The organism is Qipengyuania sp. L-5Y (assembly GCF_056859455.1).
Genome location: NZ_JBSXOM010000030.1, coordinates 43,023 through 59,774 on the forward strand (window position 1 = coordinate 43,023; position 16,752 = coordinate 59,774).

Consider the following 16,752-nt stretch of genomic DNA (forward strand, 5'->3'; position numbering starts at 1 on the left):
AACGGTGATGGGAAGAATGGATGCCCCGTGAGGATTCGAACCTCAATTGACGGAGTCAGAGTCCGTAGTCTTACCATTAGACGACGGGGCATCAGCCGCGGGGGCAGCAAGAATCGCATGCTGCTCCGGGACGGGAGGCCGCGCATCTAGTTTCGTCGCGGAACAAGGTCAACCCCGTGCGAGACGGGTGCCCTTGCCCTGCCAACTGTTCACCGCTAGCATCTCGGTCAAGTCCCCGCGTACGGTGGTTTATGCGGGAGGAAAAAAGAAAGCTCTCGAAATGGCGGATCATTCTCCGCCGGACACGACAAGAGGGCACGGGACACAACGGGGCGGCAAGTCCGGCAAGGTAGCCGATTTCCGCTACAAGCGCCCCTCCCGGCCCGAAGCCAAGCAAGGCGACAGGCGTAATGCGCCGCGCCGCGATGGCGGTTTTGTATCCCGGCCAACGTCCAAATTGCCCGATCAGACGGGGCAGCTTCCGCGCAAACAGGCCTATGCTGCGCTGGATCTTGGGACCAACAATTGCCGCCTCCTGATAGCGCGCCCTTCGGGCGAAAATTTCACCGTGATCGACGCTTTCAGCCGCGTCGTAAGGTTGGGCGAAGGTCTCGCCGCAAGTGGCAAGCTTTCCGATGAAGCAATGGAGCGCACTCTGGCCGCGCTGCACGTTTGCGCGGAAAAGCTGCGCCGCCGCAATGTTCGTCTGGCGCGATCCGTAGCGACGGAAGCCTGCCGTAGAGCATCGAACGGGCCGGCGTTCATCAGACGCGTGAAGCGCGAAACCGGCATCATGCTCGACATCATCTCAGCCCAGGAAGAGGCCCGGCTCGCGGTTCTGGGATGCCACGTCCTGCTGGAAGAAGGTAACGGCCCGGCTATTATCTTCGATATCGGCGGCGGCTCCACGGAGCTGGTACTGGTTCAACCGGGCGAAAAGGTGCCCCGCATCCTCGACTGGCTGAGCGTGCCCTGGGGCGTCGTGTCGCTTACCGACACGGTCGACGGATCGGACGAGACGCACGACCTGCGGCTCGATCGTTACATGAACATGCGCCGCACGGTGGGGCGCAGCTTCGCCGAATTCGCCGAACGCATCCGCGATTACACGCGTTCGACCGAGCCGATCCGCCTTTTGGGTACGAGCGGCACAGTTACCACCCTTGCCAGTCTACATCTGGAACTGCCCCAGTACGACCGCCGCGCGGTCGACGGCCTGATCGTTCCGTCGATCGCCATGCGCGATATTTCCAACCGCCTCTCACGCATGAGCGGCCCGGACCGCAAACGCTTGCCTTGTATCGGCGACGACCGAGCGAATCTGGTCATCGCCGGATGTGCTATTCTCGAATCCATTCTCGATATCTGGCCGGCAGAGCAACTCGGTGTTGCCGACAGGGGAATTCGCGAGGGTATCTTGCGCAGCCTGATCGCCGCCGATGTAGAAGGGGACCGCAGCCGCGCAACTGTGCAAAGAATGCGAGAACAGGATGTCTAGGTCAGGAAAAGACCGTGAAACGCGCGTGCGAACTGCAAAAAAACGCACCGCGAGTTCGACCCGGTGGCTGCAGCGGCAACTCAACGATCCTTACGTCAAACAGGCCAAGGCCGAAGGTTATCGTAGCCGTGCCGCTTACAAACTGATCGAGCTGGACGAGAAGTTCGGTTTGCTGAAGGGCATCGAACGGGTCGTAGACCTCGGTATTGCGCCGGGCGGATGGAGCCAGGTCGTGCGCAAGGTAAAGCCCAAGGCGCGTGTGGTCGGCATCGATCTGCTGGAGGTCGAGCCAATCGAAGGCGTTACCATTTTCCAGATGGATTTCATGGATGACACTGCACCGGCAGTCTTGGAAGAAGCCCTGGGCGGCAAGGCCGATCTGGTAATGAGCGACATGGCCGCCAATACGGTCGGCCACAAACAGACGGATCACCTGCGAACGATGGGCCTAGTCGAAGCCGGTGCCTGGTTTGCGGTCGAAAATCTGGCGCCCAACGGCACATTCCTCGCCAAGGTTCTGGCTGGCGGTACCGATAATGATCTGCTGACGCTGCTCAAGAAACACTTCAGGACGGTGAAGCATGCCAAGCCCCCGGCAAGCCGGAAAGGCTCGAGCGAATGGTATGTCATCGCGCAGGGGTTCAAGGGCTGAGGCACAAATGAAAAGGCCCCGCAGAAGCGGGGCCCTTACTTACCGTAGACTGTTCCGGGCTTATGCGCCCGGCTTGACCCCGCCAGCCTCCGTAGCGGCATTGTCCGCCGCAACCGGTTCATCGGCTGCCATCGCGCCCGCGGCTTCCGCATCGGTGGGCGTTTCGCCGCCAAGGTCCACAGCATCGTCAGCTTCGTCGGCCTCGGGAGCTACAGGGGCCGGCTTGGCCGGAGCACCGCCATTGGCTGCCAGGTATTCCATGACGTTGGCGCGATCTTCCGGCTTGGACAGACCAGCAAAGCTCATCTTGGTGCCGTTGGCGAATGCACGAGGGCTGGTCAGCCAGGCATCCATATTTTCCCAAGTCCAGGTTCCGCCATGATCGCTAAGCGCGCTGGAGAAGGCGAACCCGCCGTGCCCCGTGCCGATCGTTTCGCCCATGACGCCGTAAAGGTTCGGACCGATGCCATTGGCACCGCCCTGTTCGATGGTGTGGCAAGCCGTGCACTTCGCAAAAACCTTTTCGCCGGCTGCCGCATCGGCACTGGCAAGCAAGGTGCCGAGATCGGGCCCGGCATCGGCACCACCATCTTCGGCTACGCCCTCGATGAAAAATCCCGGCTCTTCGACATGCGCATGCTTATCCGCAGTGAAATACATGCCTGAAACGATGGAACCTCCGAGCGCAACGATCCCTGCAAAGAGGACCCAGCCCGCGGCGGTGTTGAAACGATCATCCATTACGTAAAATACCCGGCGAAAATCGGTTGGTCTGATGGTTGCGCGCCGCTCTAGTGTGCAAGGCGGGCTTTCGCAAGTGCGCAAGCAGCAATAGCGCTTGATGCGCGAGAAAGGCCGCCTTAACGCGCCGGACATCATGCGTCAGTTCGCCAAACCTGCCCTCGCCCTTGTCGATTCGATGCGCTCCGCTGCGGCGGAGCAGCCCGGACAGGCGATTGCTTTTGGAGGGGCGCCGGGTTCCAATTCGCATCAGGCGGCGATGCAATTTGCACCCGATGCACTGCCCCTGCCCTGTTTCAGCTTCGAAGATGCGCTGGACGCGGTTGAAAATGGCGTAGCGGGTTGCGCCATGATCCCGATCGAAAACAGCCAGCATGGCCGGGTGGCCGATATTCACTTCCTGCTTCCCGAAAGTGGCCTGTCGATAGTGGCAGAACATTTCATGCGCATAACGCATTGCCTGATGGCACTGGGCAAGGGACCATTCGAGGCCGCCTATAGCCATCCGCAAGCGCTCGGCCAGTCTCATAAATTCCTGTCAGACCGCGGGATCGTCGGCCTCAGCCATGCTGACACGGCAGGTGCCGCTGCCTTCGTTGCGGAAAGCGGAAAGCCCAATGTCGCTGCGATCGCCCCGTCATTGGCAGCAGACCTTTACGGCCTCGATATCGTGGAGCGGGAAGTCGAAGATGCTCCCGACAACACGACCCGCTTTGTCGTTCTGGCCAAAGATGCACTGGATCCGGCAAGCCTTGCCGGCGCCCAGGCGATGACCACCTTCATTTTCGAAGTGAAGAACATTCCCGCCGCGCTCTACAAGGCGCTTGGTTGTTTCGCGACCAATGGCGTGAACATGACCAAGCTCGAAAGTTACCAGAAAGGCGCCAGCTTCGCGGCCACGCAGTTCTTCGCAGATATCGAGGGCGCACCAGGCGAAGCGCGGGTCGATGCGGCCCTCGAAGAGCTGGCCTTCCAGACCAATGGCGTCAGACTGCTCGGCAGCTATGCGCAAGTCCGCAAACGCGGGTAGAGACCGACTTCACCCGGTTTTAATCCGCCGCTTCAATCGCGACACCTCATTCGTCGGCGTAGATCGCCACTTCGGACAAACCTCCACTGGTCGCACGACCGCGGTACATGCCGCTGGTATTCATCGAGAATAGCGCGTCGCCGCTGCGATCCACTACGATGACGCCGCCGTCACCGCCCATTTCTCCTACTTCTGCGATGACCGTATCCGCCGCGAGTTGCGCGTCCTCACCCCCGAGGTCAATACGCGCGCAAATCATCCGGGCGACGCCAGCGCGTATGAAGAATTCACCCCACCCTGTCGCAGACACTGCACAGCTGCGATTGTCGGCATAGGTCCCTGCGCCGATGATGGGTGCATCGCCGATGCGACCCCAGCGCTTACCGGTCATTCCGCCGGTCGACGTACCTGCCGCCATATTGCCATCCTGGTCGAGAGCCACTGCCCCGACGGTGCCGAACTTGACGTCGACGTCGATCGCCGAAAGCTTTTCTGCCTTCATGCGTTCGAGCGATTCCCGCCGGCGCTCGGTTTCGAACCATTCGCTGGGCATGTTTTCGATCCCCTGCTCCGCCGCGAATGTCTCCGCGCCTTCGCCGGAAAGCATGACATGGGGGCTGTCGGTCATCACCTTTCGCGCAAGCTGGATCGGATGCCTGATCCCGCGCACCCCGGCGATTGCGCCTGCATCGCGTGTGCGCCCGTCCATAATCGATGCGTCCAGCTCGATATCGCCGTCCCAGGTGAACACCGCACCGCGCCCGGCATTGAATAACGGATCGTCTTCCATAGGCTCAATTGCGGCCTGGATCGCATCCATCGCCGTGCCGCCTTCCCGTAGGACCTTGGCGCCGGCGTCGAGTGCCTTGCGCAGCGCTTCGCGATAGGCTGCATCCTGTTCCGGCGTCATGTTATCGCGCGCGATGGTCCCGGCACCGCCGTGGATGGCGATCGACCACCGCCCATCTTCCTGTGCCGCTGCGGGCATGGACAGAACGATTGAAAATGTGGCCAGCAAACGGGCCAGGGGCGCGAAAAATCCACTCATGGGAATGGGATAGCAGCCGCAGTTATCCACTCAACCCCTCGACCGATTTTGTTCACGCGGCTCGGCATGATACGCTCGTCCGACCGAGCACCAACGGGGAGAGGCTTGATGATTTTCGACCGTTATCGTTTCAACGAACAGTTGGCGATGGATCTGGGGGAGAAAATTCTTCTCGCCCTGATCGCGCTTGTCGTGACCTGGCTTGCCGCACGCGCGGCTAAATGGGCATTCGCCAAGCTCGTCGACACTGTGGATTTCTTCAGACGCGGAACCGGTAACGGCCAGTCGCTAGGAGAATCCCTTGGGAAAATCGTCAGCCTACTGATCTGGCTGTTCGGCCTGCTGGTCATTCTCAACATCCTCGATCTCGGCGGCGTGTCCGGACCGATCGACAGCCTGCTTCAGAATGTCGTGGCATTTCTGCCTAACCTTCTTTGGGCAGGACTCATTTTCTTCATCGGCATGATGGTCGCACGAATTGCGCGCGACCTTGTGATCACGACCTTGCAGACCGTCGACTTCGACAAATGGGCCAATCGCGGTGGGGTCGACAATGTCACCGGCAACCCCGCCATCAGCAAAACCATCGGCACGATCGTCTACGTCCTGATCGCAATTCCCGTGGCTATTGCAGCGCTTGAGCAGCTCGGTATCGAATCGATCAGCAACCCTGCATCGCGCATGCTCGAAATGATCTTCTCGGCCATTCCCAACATCATCGGCGCCGCCGTTCTGCTGGGCATGGGTTATCTGATCAGCAAGTTCGTCGTGCAGATCCTGAAGGAAGTTCTTCCGGGGCTTGGCGTCGATAGGGCATTGGCGGAAAGCGGTCTTATCACCGAGGGCACCACAGCATCGGCAATCATCGCCCGCGTCGCCCAGGTTGCGATCCTGCTGTTCTTCGCCATCGCGGCGACGAGGCTGCTCGGCTTTCCCGAACTGACGGCGATCCTCGACCAGCTCCTCGAATTGGGCGGAAGGGTCATCTTCGGAGCGGTTGTCATCGCCTTTGGCTTCCTGATCGCCAATCTGCTTGCCCGTCTCATTGCGGGCGATGCAGGCGGGACGACCGCGGCGACCATCGTGCGGTGGGCAACCATCATCCTGTTCGTCTTCATGGGCCTGCAGTTCACCGGCATTGGCGGTATGATCCCGGCCAATGCGCTGACGATCCTGATTGCCGGCGTGTCTGTCGCAGGCGCTCTGGCCTTCGGCCTTGGCGGCCGCGACTGGGCCGCACGGAAGCTTGAGCAGATGGATAACGATCTGGGCGGAACTGGTTCTGCACCAACGCCGACACCGCGTCGCAAGGCTGCGTCGAAGTCGACCGATCCCTTGCCGCCGGGCGCCTGATCCAGCCGACCTTTCTGGAATATGCGCAAAGGACGCGGAGCCAACCACTCCGCGTCCTTTTCCTATTCAGTCTCGTCGGAAAACAGCTGGTATGGCGTCACCGGATTTCGCATCACCATCAGAGCCAGCGCAGGCGTCGAAAGACGACGAGCAGCCCAACGAAGAGCAGCGCGCACAGAGCGACGACTGCCCAGAAAGCCTCCGGGTTATTCATGCCCGGCATGCCTCCCACGTTGATGCCGAGGAGGCCAGTCAGAAAGCTCAGTGGCAGGAAGATGCCCGCCACGATCGTAAGCATGTAGGTTGCGTGTTCGCTGCTGGCGAGGCTGCGCGCGCGCAGTTCGTCCTGCAGGACAACCGCGCTCTCCTTGCTGATATCGATATCGTCCAGATAGCGACGCAGACGCGCGATGCTTTCGGCTATCTCGCGCCGATCGTGATCCTCGAACCAGGCTGGTGCATCGCGGCTGATCTGTTCGAGTGCCTCGTGTTGCGGGGCCATGTGCCGCTTGAGGGCGAGCGAATTGCGACGAATGCTCGAGATCTTGGTGAGCATCTGATCCGCGTGCTCGTCGGGATCGTCGTCTTCCAGAAGATCGAGAACCTCGTTCATATCGACGATGGACTGGCTCATGCGGGTGATGAGCAGTTCGGCCAGCAGCGTGATGGTGGCGCCCGCGTCTGGCGGGCCTTCACCGCGATCGAGCAACGATACGATTTCGCGCGGTGTCTGGAGGGGATGACGGCGCAGCGTCACCAGCCGCCTTCCGTCACACCAGAACTGCATGGAGATCATGTCTTCCGGCTCCGCGCCCGGGTTGAAGTTGATCCCCCTCAGCGTGCCGACCAGATTGGTGCCTTCGCGAAACGCGCGCGGCCGGGTCTGGTCGCTGGTCAGCAGTTCTGCGGTGGGCTCGGGAATCCGGAGATGATCTTCGAGCCAGTGCTTCACGCCGTCCCGAGTGCGGCAAATGTGGATCCAGAGCACTTCATCGGGAGTGGACGGTTGCCAGCTCTGGACCTCGTCCCAGTGGATCGTCCGTGCGCTGCCCGTTCCATCGAGCACACGCCCGAACAGCAGGGGAGTATCGTTGTCGGCGGCATCGGTTTCCTGACTCATCGGCCCATCATGCAACATGGAGCCGCTGCTGTCATTGCCCCTTAATGATCGGTCGACTATATCCGTGTCATGTCCTCCGTACGCCCATGGCGCGATATCGTGCGCCGCCAGTCCCGCCAGATCATGGTCGGCAATGTCCCCGTGGGGGGCGATGCGCCGATCACCGTGCAGACCATGACCAACACGCCGACCGAGGATGTGGGCGCGACGATCGACCAGATCCGCCGCTGCGAGGATGCCGGCGCGGACATCATCCGCGTGTCATGCCCGACGGCGGAAGCGACCGAACATTTCGACAAGATCACCAAGGCGGCCAACGTTCCGATCGTTGCCGACATCCATTTCCATTACAAACGGGCGCTGGAAGCGGCGGACAAGGGCGCAGCGTGCCTGCGCATCAATCCCGGAAACATCGGTTCGTCCGAACGCGTCGCCGAAGTCGTCCGCGCAGCCAAGGCCAATGGCTGCGCGATCCGCATTGGCGTCAATGCGGGCAGTCTCGAGAAGGACTTGCTCGAGAAATATGGCGAACCGTGCCCCGAAGCGCTGATCGAGAGTGCGCTCGACCATATCAAGCTGTTGCAGGATCACGATTTCCACGAATTCAAGGTGGCCGTCAAAGCGAGCGACGTGTTCCTGGCAGTGGCGGCTTATCACGGGCTCGCAGATGCGGTGGATTGTCCCTTGCATCTGGGCATTACCGAAGCGGGCGGTCTCGTCGGCGGGACGGTGAAAAGCTCCATCGGGATCGGCAGCCTCCTGTGGGCCGGTATCGGCGATACGATCCGCGTTTCGCTTTCGGCAGAGCCCGAGCAGGAAGTGAAGGTCGGCTACGAAATCCTCAAGAGCCTGGGCCTGCGCACCCGCGGCGTGCGGGTCGTTTCCTGCCCCAGCTGTTCCCGCCAGGGCTTCGATGTGATCCGTACGGTCGAAACGCTGGAGAAGCGGCTCGAGCATATCAAGACGCCGATGAGCCTGTCGGTGCTCGGCTGTGTCGTGAACGGCCCGGGCGAGGCTCGGGAAACGGATATCGGCATCACCGGCGGCGGTAATGGCAAGCACATGGTCTATCTGTCGGGCGTCACCGATCATCATGTGAAAAGCGACGACATGCTCGACCACATCGTCCGGCTCGTCGAAACCAAAGCCGCCCAGATCGAGGCAGGCGAAGCCGTAGCCTTCGATCCGCATGCCAAGGAAGCGGCGGAGTAACCCGCTTTACCCGAAATTAAGCTTGATCGGCCAATCTTGCGTTTATGCGTGAGGCCGCCCTTCTTGCCGTTGCAGTACTGGCTTTCGTCGGCAGTGCCTTCGTTCCCGGAGGTGCGTTCGATGCGGCGACGCACAGCGCGAACCCCGAACCCGCTGACAAAACCGCGACCGGGAATTTCGCGGGTGAGCAGCCGATGCCCGAAACGCTCGACTACGCATCATGGGTGGCTGGCACGACGGAACTCGCCCGCGCAGGCGATGGACATTTCTATGCCGATGCCATGGTCAACAATTCGCGGATCCATTTCCTGATCGATACGGGGGCCAGTGTCGTGGCACTGACTGGCGCCGATGCGCGCGCGGCAGGATTGCACTGGTCGGCTGCCGATGTCCGGCCCATCGCACGCGGCGCATCCGGTCCGGTTTTCGGGGTCGCACTCACGCTCGATCATATTTCGCTGAACGGGCACGAGGCGAATAATGTCAGCGCGATCATTGTGCCCGAAGGCCTGGACACATCGCTCTTGGGTCAAAGTTACCTTTCCACCATTCAGCCGGTTCGGATAGAACACGACAAAATGGTGCTTGGCGAATAGGTCTTTCGTTCCGGCGCAATGTTCATGGCGCGGCCAGAACCGTGCTGATAGGGTGACCGACATGAAACGACGGGACCTTCTCAAAGGATCGCTGGCCGCCGGCGCAGCCATAGCCCTGCCGAGCCGACTGTTTGCACAGTGGAATCCCACTGCCACGCGCGATGCCAAGCTTATGGACATCGCCCGCGAAGAACTGGCCAGGGTCGGCGGAAATATCTGGCGCAAGGATATCGTCGCCATCGCAGATTTCGGACTGCATTCGGCCCGGCGACGCTTCCATTTCGTAGACCTCGAGAACGAACGGGTGGCAAGCTATCACGTCAGCCATGGCACGGGTTCGGATAGCGAACACGACGGCTGGCTGAAACGGTATTCCAACATAGAAGGCAGCGAAGCATCGAGCCGCGGCGCGTTCATGACACGCAGCTGGTATGTCGGCCGGTATGGCACTTCGATAAGGCTGGACGGCCTCGACCCGACCAACTCCAACGCCCTCCCCCGTGCGATCGTCATGCACAAGGCGAATTATGCGACGCCTGAGCATGTCGAACGATACGGCCGCCTCGGGCGGTCAAACGGATGTTTTGCCATGGGGCCGGACCAGTTCGACCGCGCGTTGATCGATCTTGCCGGGGGTCGCCTGCTGGTATGCGGCAGTTACGGTCTAGCAGAAGACGGCACCACCGTTACGCCGCCGATCGCACAATACGATCTGCTGCGTAACGAATATGGCGGAACCTACGAACGGACCAATCCCGGCGCGTTCTAGGCGGCGTCAGCTGGTCTGCAGGTCGTCGACGATTTCGACCACTTCTTCACTTGTCTGACGTGCACGATCGCTCTGGCGCGGAGCGTCCAGTGCCGCGAGAACCGGCGCGTCACGATCATATATGTCGGCAAACTTGGTCAGGTTTCCGTTCACATCCACCCCGTAGGTGAAATAGGTGATGTAGACCGGCCACTGCTTCGCCATCGGATAGCGCGTGTATTCCCTGCCGGCGGTGATTTCAGATACTTCCTGCTGGATTGCCGGCAATTCGTCACGATTGGCGGCATTACCGAGCATCGACATGGTCATCGCCAGTTCGCGAGCGCCCTGCACCCGGATACAGCCGTGACTGAGGGCGCGGCTGTCCTGATTGAACAACGCCTTGGCCGGTGTATCATGCAGGAAGATCGCGTGTTCGTTGGGCATATCGAGCTTCATCAGACCGAGCGAATTGCCCGGTCCCGGCTGCTGAACGACGGTTACCCAGCCGTTGGCGCCCTTGGTCGCTTTGTAACCGTTGGCACGCGCCCATCCCGGATTGTTGAGTACCTTCGCACCCAGACCTTCACCCTTCACGATGGACTGCGGAACCGTCCAGGTTGGATTGAAGATCACGGCCTCGACCATTTCGGCCAGCTGAGGCGTCGCAGTACGTCCGGGCTTGCCCACTACGACGCGGTAGTTCTTGATGATCTTGTTATTCACCGTGAGGCGAAGCTGATATTCGGGCACGTTGGTCAGCAGATATTGCTTGCCAAGATCGCGTCCCAGCCAGCGCCAGCGATCCATGTTGGCGCGGATCAGCTTGCGCTTCGCCGGATCGGTCGTTCTGGCGAGTTCTTCCTTCAGCCGCGCATAGTCGGGCGATACCGGGTTGAGTGCGGTCAGCGTCCCGGCAATGTCTCCCGTCTCAACAGCCGTCAGGAGCAAGCGATCCGAAGGCAGGACGTCGGGATCGGGATCCACGACAAACCACTGACGGCGAGCGTCCATAGGGGTGCGTCCGTCGCGCAGGTCTTCCACCAGCCATACGAAAATCTCGCTGGCTGTTTCATTGAGCGCGGTGCCGGGACCGTTTGCAATCGCTGCGGAAAGCTCGTCGGCACGATAATCGGCGGGCGACAGGCCCTCGGCCTCCACCGTAGGGATGAACGCGAGCAGTTTTTTTGCCTGCGGAACGGACCATTCGCGAACATAGACAGGAAGCTGCTGGACGATTTCGCGCGACGATGTGCGGATATCGTCGAAGCTTTCATCGACACTTGGCGTAGCAGGCTGCTGCGCGGCTTGGGTGCGGTAATCGGGAAGCTTTTCCGTCACCTTGGCCGGTTCGGGAGGGACGAGGTTTTCCGGCGCGTTGTCCTGAGCCAGGACAGAAGTCGCGCAAAGGGCCGCCCCCATTGCAGTGCCGAAAATCAAACGAAAACGTGTCATAAGTCCTACCAGATGCGCCCCGCGCCGTTCAGCGCGTGTGGCCGGATAATAGCCCAATGCACAGGGCTAATCCAATATCCCTTCTTTCGCAGGCCTGAATTGTCGGTGACTATAGCAGAAAGGGCGCATAGGGCGTGGCGATGAACCGGGACCATGCCTTGCTGCCAGTCTTTGCGGCTGCGTTCGCGGTTGCCTGTCTGTCCCTGATGGACGCGTTCATGAAAAGCGCCGCTCTGGCGGTGGGTGCGCTGACGGCGGCATGGCTGCGTTCGGTCATTGCAACCGGCATTGCGCTTCCGCTGTGGCTCGTGCGCGGCCGCGCCCGCTGGCCGCGTCCCGAGGTACTCAAACTTCATCTGCAGCGCTCGATCATAGCGACGTTCATGGCGCTGACGTTCTTTTACGCGATCACCAAACTGCCGCTGGCCGAAGCGATTGCGATCAGTTTCGTGGCACCGCTGATCGCGCTCTATCTTGCGCGCGTAATGCTGGGCGAGGCGATCCGGCGAGAGGCAATCTATGCCTCCATACTGGGCTTTATCGGCACACTGATCATTATCGGCGGCAAGATCGGCCAGGCGGATTTCGATGCCGACACGGCGCTGGGGCTCACATCGATCCTGGCGTCCGCTTTGCTCTATGCCTACAGTTTCATACTGATCCGGCGGCAATCGCAGGTTGCCGGGCCAGCCGAAATCGCGACCTTCCATTCCGGGGTATCGGTAATCATCCTGGGGCTGGCGGCGCCGTTCCTGTACGAAATGCCAAACCTGGAAATACTGGGCGATCTGGCCGCTGCTGCCTTCCTGACCGTGGCCGGGGCGATGGGTCTTGCCTGGGCTTATGCGCGCGCCGAAGCGCAGGTGCTGGTGCCGCTGGAATATTCGGGCTTCTTGTGGGCATCGCTGTTCGGCTGGCTGTTCTTCGCCGAACCGCTGACCATGCCGACGACCATCGGCACCGCAATCATCATCACATCATGTTGGGTAGCGACCCGGAAACGTCGCGTCGCGATCGTGCCAGAGGTTCCCTAGCGGCTTGGTCGCTGTTCGGTAGATCGCTCGGTCTCGCCAGCCTGGGCGGGCCCGTCTGCAAAAGTGAAAGCAGCAGCAAAGCAACCGACAATGCCAAGCGCGGCAGCGATTACTGCAAAACGAAGCGGACCACGTGAGCGTTCGCCCGCATCCGATAGCGGAGACATGTGAAACTCCCTCATTCAGCCTTTTGGCCAATACGGCCTTATTGCCATGATTTAGCCTTAATAACCAGAGAAAGCTGCGCGAAGTTCCGTCAAAGCCGCACACCACCCTGCCGCGCACTTGATTTTTGCGCAGGTTCAGCGCAGGTGCGCGGCACATTCTGCCGCTCTGTCCATTGGTCAGATGACGGCTCTCAACTGAAAGGACAGACGCGCGCATGACTCAGGTCGGCAAGGACACGCTCGGAACCCGCTCAACCCTCACCGTGAACGGCAAGGATTACGCCTATTACTCCTTCGCCAAGGCGGAGAAGACAATCGGCGACGTGTCGAAGCTGCCCTTCAGCCTGAAGGTCCTGCTCGAGAACATGCTCCGCTTCGAGGATGGCGGCTTCACCGTATCCACCGACGATGCGCAAGCGATCGCGGACTGGCAGAAGAACCCGGCCACCGGCAAGGAAATCCAGTATCGCCCGGCACGCGTGCTGCTGCAGGATTTCACCGGCGTCCCCTGCGTGGTGGACCTTGCCGCAATGCGTGACGCCATCAGCAAGCTGGGCGGCGAAACGTCCAAGATCAATCCGCAGGTTCCGGTCAATCTGGTGATCGACCACTCGGTCATGGTCGACGAATTCGGCCACCCCAAGGCGTTCGAAAAGAACGTCGAACTCGAATACGCCCGTAACGCGGAACGCTACGACTTCCTCAAATGGGGTTCGAAGAGCTTCCGGAACTTTACCGCAGTGCCCCCGGGTACCGGCATCTGCCACCAGGTGAACCTGGAATATCTGGGCAAGGGCGTGTGGTCGTCCGAAGGCGATGATGGCAAGCTGGTCGCCTATCCCGACACCTGCGTCGGCACCGACAGCCACACCACCATGATCAACGGTCTCGGTGTGCTGGGCTGGGGCGTCGGCGGTATCGAAGCCGAAGCCGGCATGCTCGGCCAGCCGGTATCCATGCTCATCCCCGAAGTCGTCGGCTTCAAGCTGACCGGCGCCATGGCGGAAGGCGTGACCGCCACCGACCTGGTGCTGACCTGCGTTCAGATGCTGCGCGAAGTCGGCGTGGTCGGCCGGTTCGTGGAATTCTACGGCGAAGGCGTCGCTAACCTCACGCTCGCCGATCGCGCGACGATCGCCAACATGGCGCCCGAATACGGCGCAACCTGCGGCTTCTTCGGCATCGACGAGAAGACCCTCGAATACATGCGCCTGACCGGCCGCGACGAAGAAACGATCGCGCTGGTCGAAGCCTATTCGAAAGAACAGGGCATGTGGTTCACCCCCGAGAACGAGCCGGTCTTCACCAAGACGCTCGAACTCGACATCGCGAAGGTCGTGCCCAGCCTTGCCGGGCCCAAGCGCCCGCAGGATCGCGTGGCGCTGCCGCAGGTGGACGAGCTGTTCAACAGCGATCTCGCCACGGTGTACAAGAAGGACAAGCCGGCGCGTGTCGAGGTCGACGGCAAGGACCATGACATCGGCGACGGCGACGTTGTCATCGCCGCCATCACCAGCTGCACCAACACATCGAACCCCGATGTGCTGATCGCTGCGGGGCTGGTTGCCAAGAAAGCCAACGAAAAGGGCCTGAAGCCGAAGCCCTGGGTCAAGACCTCGCTGGCTCCCGGATCGCAGGTCGTCACCGACTATCTCGAAAAGAGCGGACTGCAGACCGATCTCGACGCGCTCGGGTTCGATCTCGTCGGTTATGGTTGCACCACCTGCATCGGCAATTCGGGCCCGCTCGCTCCGCCGATCTCCAAGGCGATCAACGGCAACGACATCGTTGCGGCGTCGGTCCTTTCGGGCAACCGCAATTTCGAAGGCCGCGTATCGCCAGACGTGCGCGCGAACTTCCTTGCCAGCCCGCCGCTCGTGGTCGCTTACGCCCTCAAGGGCACGGTGACGGAAGACATCACCGACACGCCGATCGGCCAGGATCAGAACGGCAATGACGTGATGCTGGCCGACATCTGGCCGACCAACGAAGAGGTGCGCGAGCATCGCGCGGCCAATATCGACCGCGAAATGTTCGTCACCCGCTATGCCGACGTCTACAAGGGCGACGAGCACTGGCAGGCGATCAATGTCGAGGCGTCGGATACCTACAGCTGGAACCCGACCAGCACCTATGTAGCGAGCCCGCCGTACTTCGAAGGCATGGGCATGGAGCCTGCGCCGGTCACGGATATCGCCGGTGCGAAACCGCTGGCGATCCTCGGGGATTCGGTAACGACCGATCACATCTCGCCTGCTGGTTCAATCAAGGAAGACAGCCCGGCCGGCGAATACCTGAAGAGCCATCAGGTCTCGAAGCAGGACTTCAACTCCTACGGTTCGCGTCGCGGCAATCACGACGTGATGATGCGCGGCACCTTTGCCAACATCCGTATCAAGAACGAAATGGTTCCGGGCGTCGAAGGTGGTTACACCACCTACAATGGCGAGCAGATGGCGATCTACGACGCCGCCATGAAGCACAAGGCCGACGGAACGCCTCTGGTAGTCATCGCCGGCAAGGAATATGGCACTGGCTCAAGCCGCGACTGGGCGGCCAAAGGCACCATCCTTCTGGGCGTTCGCGCGGTTATCGTCGAAAGTTTCGAGCGCATCCACCGTTCGAACCTCGTCGGCATGGGCGTGCTTCCGGTGCAGTTCAAGGATGGCGAAACCCGCGCTTCGCTCGGCCTGACTGCGACGGACAGCTTCTCGATCACAGGGCTGGCCGATCTGAAGCCGGGCCAGGATATCGAAGTCGATGTGACCCGTGAAGACGGATCGACATTCACCTTCACCGCGCTGTGCCGCATCGATACGGCGAACGAGATGGAATATTACCGCAACGGCGGTATCCTGCAGTACGTCCTGCGCAACCTGGCTGCGGCTTGATCGCACGGTCACTCCTCGCAGTAACGGCGGCGGGCTTGCTCGCCGCCTGCTCTGCGGGCGCACCAACCGATGCAGACGCCGGATCAACCCAGGACCAGGCCGGCGTTCTCCTGATCGCGCCCAAGGCGCTCGCCCTGCGGCTTGATGCCGGCGACGCCATTCAGCTTATCGACGTGCGCACGCCGGAAGAGTTTGCGGATGGCCACATCGAAGGTGCGATCAATATTCCGGTCGATCAATTCGATCCAGCCACCCTGCCCGATCCGCAAGGTGCCGAGCGCATCCTCTACTGCCAGTCCGACCGTCGTTCCGGTATCGCGGCAGAGAAGCTGGCGGCAAATGGCGAGACGGCCGTGCATATGAAGGGTGGCATCCGGGCCTGGGAAGGCAACCACCTGCCGGTAACGCGTGACTGAGCGGCCAAGTATCTGACATGGCGATCCTTGGCCGCCTGTCCCGGCTATTGAGGCGCGAGCCTGTTGATGAAAGGGCCGATCCGGCGATCCTTGCTGCGATCGGAACCGAGGTTCGCGAGAGGGTGCAGGCCCATCCGAAAATCGAGGACATGGGCGGCGACAAGGCCGATCTGTTCCTGCTTCCGGAGCTGTTGTCTCCCAGGCAATGCCGCAAACTCATCGCAATCATCGACAGTCGCATCCAGCCGTCGGTTCTCTTTTCGGAAACAGTCGCGCCGAGGGGGCGCACCAGTTCCACGCATTTCTTCTCGCAGGATCTGCCGGAAACGAGGGCACTTGCCACCAAAATCAGCGAGATAACGGGTATCGGTTCACACCATGCCGAGCCGCTGCAGGGGCAGCGGTATCGTTTGGGCGAGGAGTATCGCCATCATCGCGATCACTTCCGGATCGACAAGCCGCATTGGCAGATCGAGCGGCGGCGCGGTGGCCAGCGCACATGGACCGCCATGGTCTACCTCAACGCGGTCGAGGAAGGCGGTGAAACCGACTTTCCCGAACTGGATTTGAAGATCGCACCCGAGCCCGGCTTACTGGTGTTATGGGACAATATGGACCGCCAGGGCATGCCCAATCCTGCAACGCGGCATGCCGCCCTGCCGGTTCTGGCGGGACGCAAGCATGTGGTGACGCAGTGGTATCGTCAGGGCGAATGGAGCATGCAACAGCGCGGCTGACACCGCCGCCGGGCGAAGTGTCAGCTGGCGCGCTTGATCCGAAACCTGCGGCGG

General features: G+C 61.1%; 16 protein-coding genes and 1 tRNA gene. 11 read left to right on the top strand and 6 right to left on the bottom strand.

The features are described 5' to 3' along the window. Positions 1 to 17: 17 nt before the first annotated feature. A tRNA-Gln gene (locus AC13F2_RS10260) sits at positions 18 to 91 on the bottom strand. Positions 92 to 280: 189 nt separating this feature from the next. Between AC13F2_RS10260 and AC13F2_RS10265 the strand changes: the two genes are divergently transcribed. Then, complete coding sequence (locus AC13F2_RS10265) at positions 281 to 1,498, top strand: Ppx/GppA phosphatase family protein (protein ID WP_482964546.1); 1,218 nt, start codon at positions 281 to 283, stop codon at positions 1,496 to 1,498. Beyond that, positions 1,491 to 2,150, top strand: a complete 660-nt coding sequence (locus AC13F2_RS10270; RefSeq protein WP_482964547.1) for an RlmE family RNA methyltransferase — start codon at positions 1,491 to 1,493, stop codon at positions 2,148 to 2,150. Before AC13F2_RS10265 ends, AC13F2_RS10270 begins: the two co-directional genes overlap by 8 nt. Positions 2,151 to 2,210: 60 nt before the next feature. On the opposite strand, the gene AC13F2_RS10275 is transcribed toward AC13F2_RS10270, so the two are convergent. Beyond that, positions 2,211 to 2,891: a c-type cytochrome gene (locus tag AC13F2_RS10275; protein WP_103024541.1), complete on the bottom strand. Its 681-nt coding sequence runs from the start codon at positions 2,889 to 2,891 to the stop codon at positions 2,211 to 2,213. Between the two features lie 136 nt (positions 2,892 to 3,027). Here AC13F2_RS10275 and AC13F2_RS10280 point away from each other — a divergent pair, with 136 nt between their 5' ends. Further along, positions 3,028 to 3,921 carry a prephenate dehydratase gene (locus AC13F2_RS10280; RefSeq protein ID WP_375247094.1) on the top strand — a complete coding sequence of 298 codons (894 nt, stop codon included), beginning with the start codon at positions 3,028 to 3,030 and terminating at the stop codon, positions 3,919 to 3,921. A gap of 46 nt (positions 3,922 to 3,967) precedes the next feature. Here AC13F2_RS10280 and AC13F2_RS10285 read toward each other — a convergent pair whose 3' ends face one another. Beyond that, positions 3,968 to 4,969, bottom strand: a complete 1,002-nt coding sequence (locus AC13F2_RS10285; RefSeq protein ID WP_482964548.1) for an isoaspartyl peptidase/L-asparaginase family protein — start codon at positions 4,967 to 4,969, stop codon at positions 3,968 to 3,970. Between the two features lie 108 nt (positions 4,970 to 5,077). On the opposite strand from AC13F2_RS10285, the gene AC13F2_RS10290 reads away from it, so the two are divergent. Next, positions 5,078 to 6,322, top strand: a complete 1,245-nt coding sequence (locus AC13F2_RS10290; protein ID WP_482964549.1) for a mechanosensitive ion channel — start codon at positions 5,078 to 5,080, stop codon at positions 6,320 to 6,322. 118 nt (positions 6,323 to 6,440) lie between these two features. Here the strand turns inward: AC13F2_RS10290 and AC13F2_RS10295 are convergent, their stop codons facing one another. Further along, complete coding sequence (locus tag AC13F2_RS10295; RefSeq protein ID WP_482964550.1) at positions 6,441 to 7,442, bottom strand: zinc transporter ZntB; 1,002 nt, start codon at positions 7,440 to 7,442, stop codon at positions 6,441 to 6,443. A 69-nt stretch (positions 7,443 to 7,511) separates the two neighbouring features. On the opposite strand from AC13F2_RS10295, the gene ispG reads away from it, so the two are divergent. The 3 genes from ispG to AC13F2_RS10310 all read left to right on the top strand — a co-directional run bounded on the left by ispG (position 7,512) and on the right by AC13F2_RS10310 (position 10,019). Continuing rightward, positions 7,512 to 8,654, top strand: a complete 1,143-nt coding sequence (gene ispG / locus AC13F2_RS10300; protein ID WP_482964551.1) for a flavodoxin-dependent (E)-4-hydroxy-3-methylbut-2-enyl-diphosphate synthase — start codon at positions 7,512 to 7,514, stop codon at positions 8,652 to 8,654. Positions 8,655 to 8,698: 44 nt separating this feature from the next. Continuing rightward, positions 8,699 to 9,250 (top strand): retropepsin-like aspartic protease family protein, encoded by a 552-nt coding sequence (locus AC13F2_RS10305; RefSeq protein ID WP_247714225.1) that lies wholly within the window; start codon positions 8,699 to 8,701, stop codon positions 9,248 to 9,250. Between the two features lie 61 nt (positions 9,251 to 9,311). Continuing rightward, positions 9,312 to 10,019 carry a murein L,D-transpeptidase catalytic domain-containing protein gene (locus AC13F2_RS10310; protein ID WP_482964552.1) on the top strand — a complete coding sequence of 236 codons (708 nt, stop codon included), beginning with the start codon at positions 9,312 to 9,314 and terminating at the stop codon, positions 10,017 to 10,019. Between the two features lie 6 nt (positions 10,020 to 10,025). Here the strand turns inward: AC13F2_RS10310 and AC13F2_RS10315 are convergent, their stop codons facing one another. Continuing rightward, entirely contained in the window at positions 10,026 to 11,453 is a 1,428-nt protein-coding gene (locus AC13F2_RS10315; RefSeq protein ID WP_482964553.1) for a L,D-transpeptidase family protein, read from the bottom strand. A 140-nt stretch (positions 11,454 to 11,593) separates the two neighbouring features. On the opposite strand from AC13F2_RS10315, the gene AC13F2_RS10320 reads away from it, so the two are divergent. Continuing rightward, the gene (locus AC13F2_RS10320) at positions 11,594 to 12,487 is read left to right on the top strand and encodes a DMT family transporter (RefSeq protein WP_482964554.1); all 894 of its coding nucleotides are present in this window, start codon (positions 11,594 to 11,596) and stop codon (positions 12,485 to 12,487) included. Here AC13F2_RS10320 and AC13F2_RS10325 read toward each other — a convergent pair. Then, positions 12,484 to 12,654: a hypothetical protein gene (locus AC13F2_RS10325; protein ID WP_196847718.1), complete on the bottom strand. Its 171-nt coding sequence runs from the start codon at positions 12,652 to 12,654 to the stop codon at positions 12,484 to 12,486. The genes AC13F2_RS10320 and AC13F2_RS10325 overlap by 4 nt on opposite strands. Positions 12,655 to 12,869: 215 nt before the next feature. Between AC13F2_RS10325 and acnA the strand changes: the two genes are divergently transcribed. Genes acnA through AC13F2_RS10340 form a run of 3 tightly spaced genes read left to right on the top strand, consistent with a single transcriptional unit; the run spans position 12,870 to position 16,698 of the window. Next, positions 12,870 to 15,545: an aconitate hydratase AcnA gene (gene acnA, locus AC13F2_RS10330; RefSeq protein ID WP_397489841.1), complete on the top strand. Its 2,676-nt coding sequence runs from the start codon at positions 12,870 to 12,872 to the stop codon at positions 15,543 to 15,545. Beyond that, positions 15,542 to 15,961, top strand: a complete 420-nt coding sequence (locus AC13F2_RS10335; protein ID WP_482964555.1) for a rhodanese-like domain-containing protein — start codon at positions 15,542 to 15,544, stop codon at positions 15,959 to 15,961. The genes acnA and AC13F2_RS10335 overlap by 4 nt, the downstream gene beginning before the upstream one ends. 17 nt (positions 15,962 to 15,978) lie before the next feature. After that, the gene (locus AC13F2_RS10340) at positions 15,979 to 16,698 is read left to right on the top strand and encodes a prolyl hydroxylase family protein (protein ID WP_482964556.1); all 720 of its coding nucleotides are present in this window, start codon (positions 15,979 to 15,981) and stop codon (positions 16,696 to 16,698) included. Positions 16,699 to 16,752: the final 54 nt, after the last annotated feature.

What these genes read in the sequence shown, in the direction of transcription:
- AC13F2_RS10265 (WP_482964546.1), top strand. Translation starts at nt 281, where the DNA reads ATGGCGGATCATTCTCCGCCGGACACGACAAGAGGGCACGGGACACAA.
- AC13F2_RS10270 (WP_482964547.1), top strand. Translation starts at nt 1,491, where the DNA reads ATGTCTAGGTCAGGAAAAGACCGTGAAACGCGCGTGCGAACTGCAAAA.
- AC13F2_RS10275 (WP_103024541.1), bottom strand. Translation starts at nt 2,891, where the DNA reads ATGGATGATCGTTTCAACACCGCCGCGGGCTGGGTCCTCTTTGCAGGG.
- AC13F2_RS10280 (WP_375247094.1), top strand. Translation starts at nt 3,028, where the DNA reads ATGCGTCAGTTCGCCAAACCTGCCCTCGCCCTTGTCGATTCGATGCGC.
- AC13F2_RS10285 (WP_482964548.1), bottom strand. Translation starts at nt 4,969, where the DNA reads ATGAGTGGATTTTTCGCGCCCCTGGCCCGTTTGCTGGCCACATTTTCA.
- AC13F2_RS10290 (WP_482964549.1), top strand. Translation starts at nt 5,078, where the DNA reads ATGATTTTCGACCGTTATCGTTTCAACGAACAGTTGGCGATGGATCTG.
- AC13F2_RS10295 (WP_482964550.1), bottom strand. Translation starts at nt 7,442, where the DNA reads ATGAGTCAGGAAACCGATGCCGCCGACAACGATACTCCCCTGCTGTTC.
- ispG (WP_482964551.1), top strand. Translation starts at nt 7,512, where the DNA reads ATGTCCTCCGTACGCCCATGGCGCGATATCGTGCGCCGCCAGTCCCGC.
- AC13F2_RS10305 (WP_247714225.1), top strand. Translation starts at nt 8,699, where the DNA reads ATGCGTGAGGCCGCCCTTCTTGCCGTTGCAGTACTGGCTTTCGTCGGC.
- AC13F2_RS10310 (WP_482964552.1), top strand. Translation starts at nt 9,312, where the DNA reads ATGAAACGACGGGACCTTCTCAAAGGATCGCTGGCCGCCGGCGCAGCC.
- AC13F2_RS10315 (WP_482964553.1), bottom strand. Translation starts at nt 11,453, where the DNA reads ATGACACGTTTTCGTTTGATTTTCGGCACTGCAATGGGGGCGGCCCTT.
- AC13F2_RS10320 (WP_482964554.1), top strand. Translation starts at nt 11,594, where the DNA reads ATGAACCGGGACCATGCCTTGCTGCCAGTCTTTGCGGCTGCGTTCGCG.
- AC13F2_RS10325 (WP_196847718.1), bottom strand. Translation starts at nt 12,654, where the DNA reads ATGTCTCCGCTATCGGATGCGGGCGAACGCTCACGTGGTCCGCTTCGT.
- acnA (WP_397489841.1), top strand. Translation starts at nt 12,870, where the DNA reads ATGACTCAGGTCGGCAAGGACACGCTCGGAACCCGCTCAACCCTCACC.
- AC13F2_RS10340 (WP_482964556.1), top strand. Translation starts at nt 15,979, where the DNA reads ATGGCGATCCTTGGCCGCCTGTCCCGGCTATTGAGGCGCGAGCCTGTT.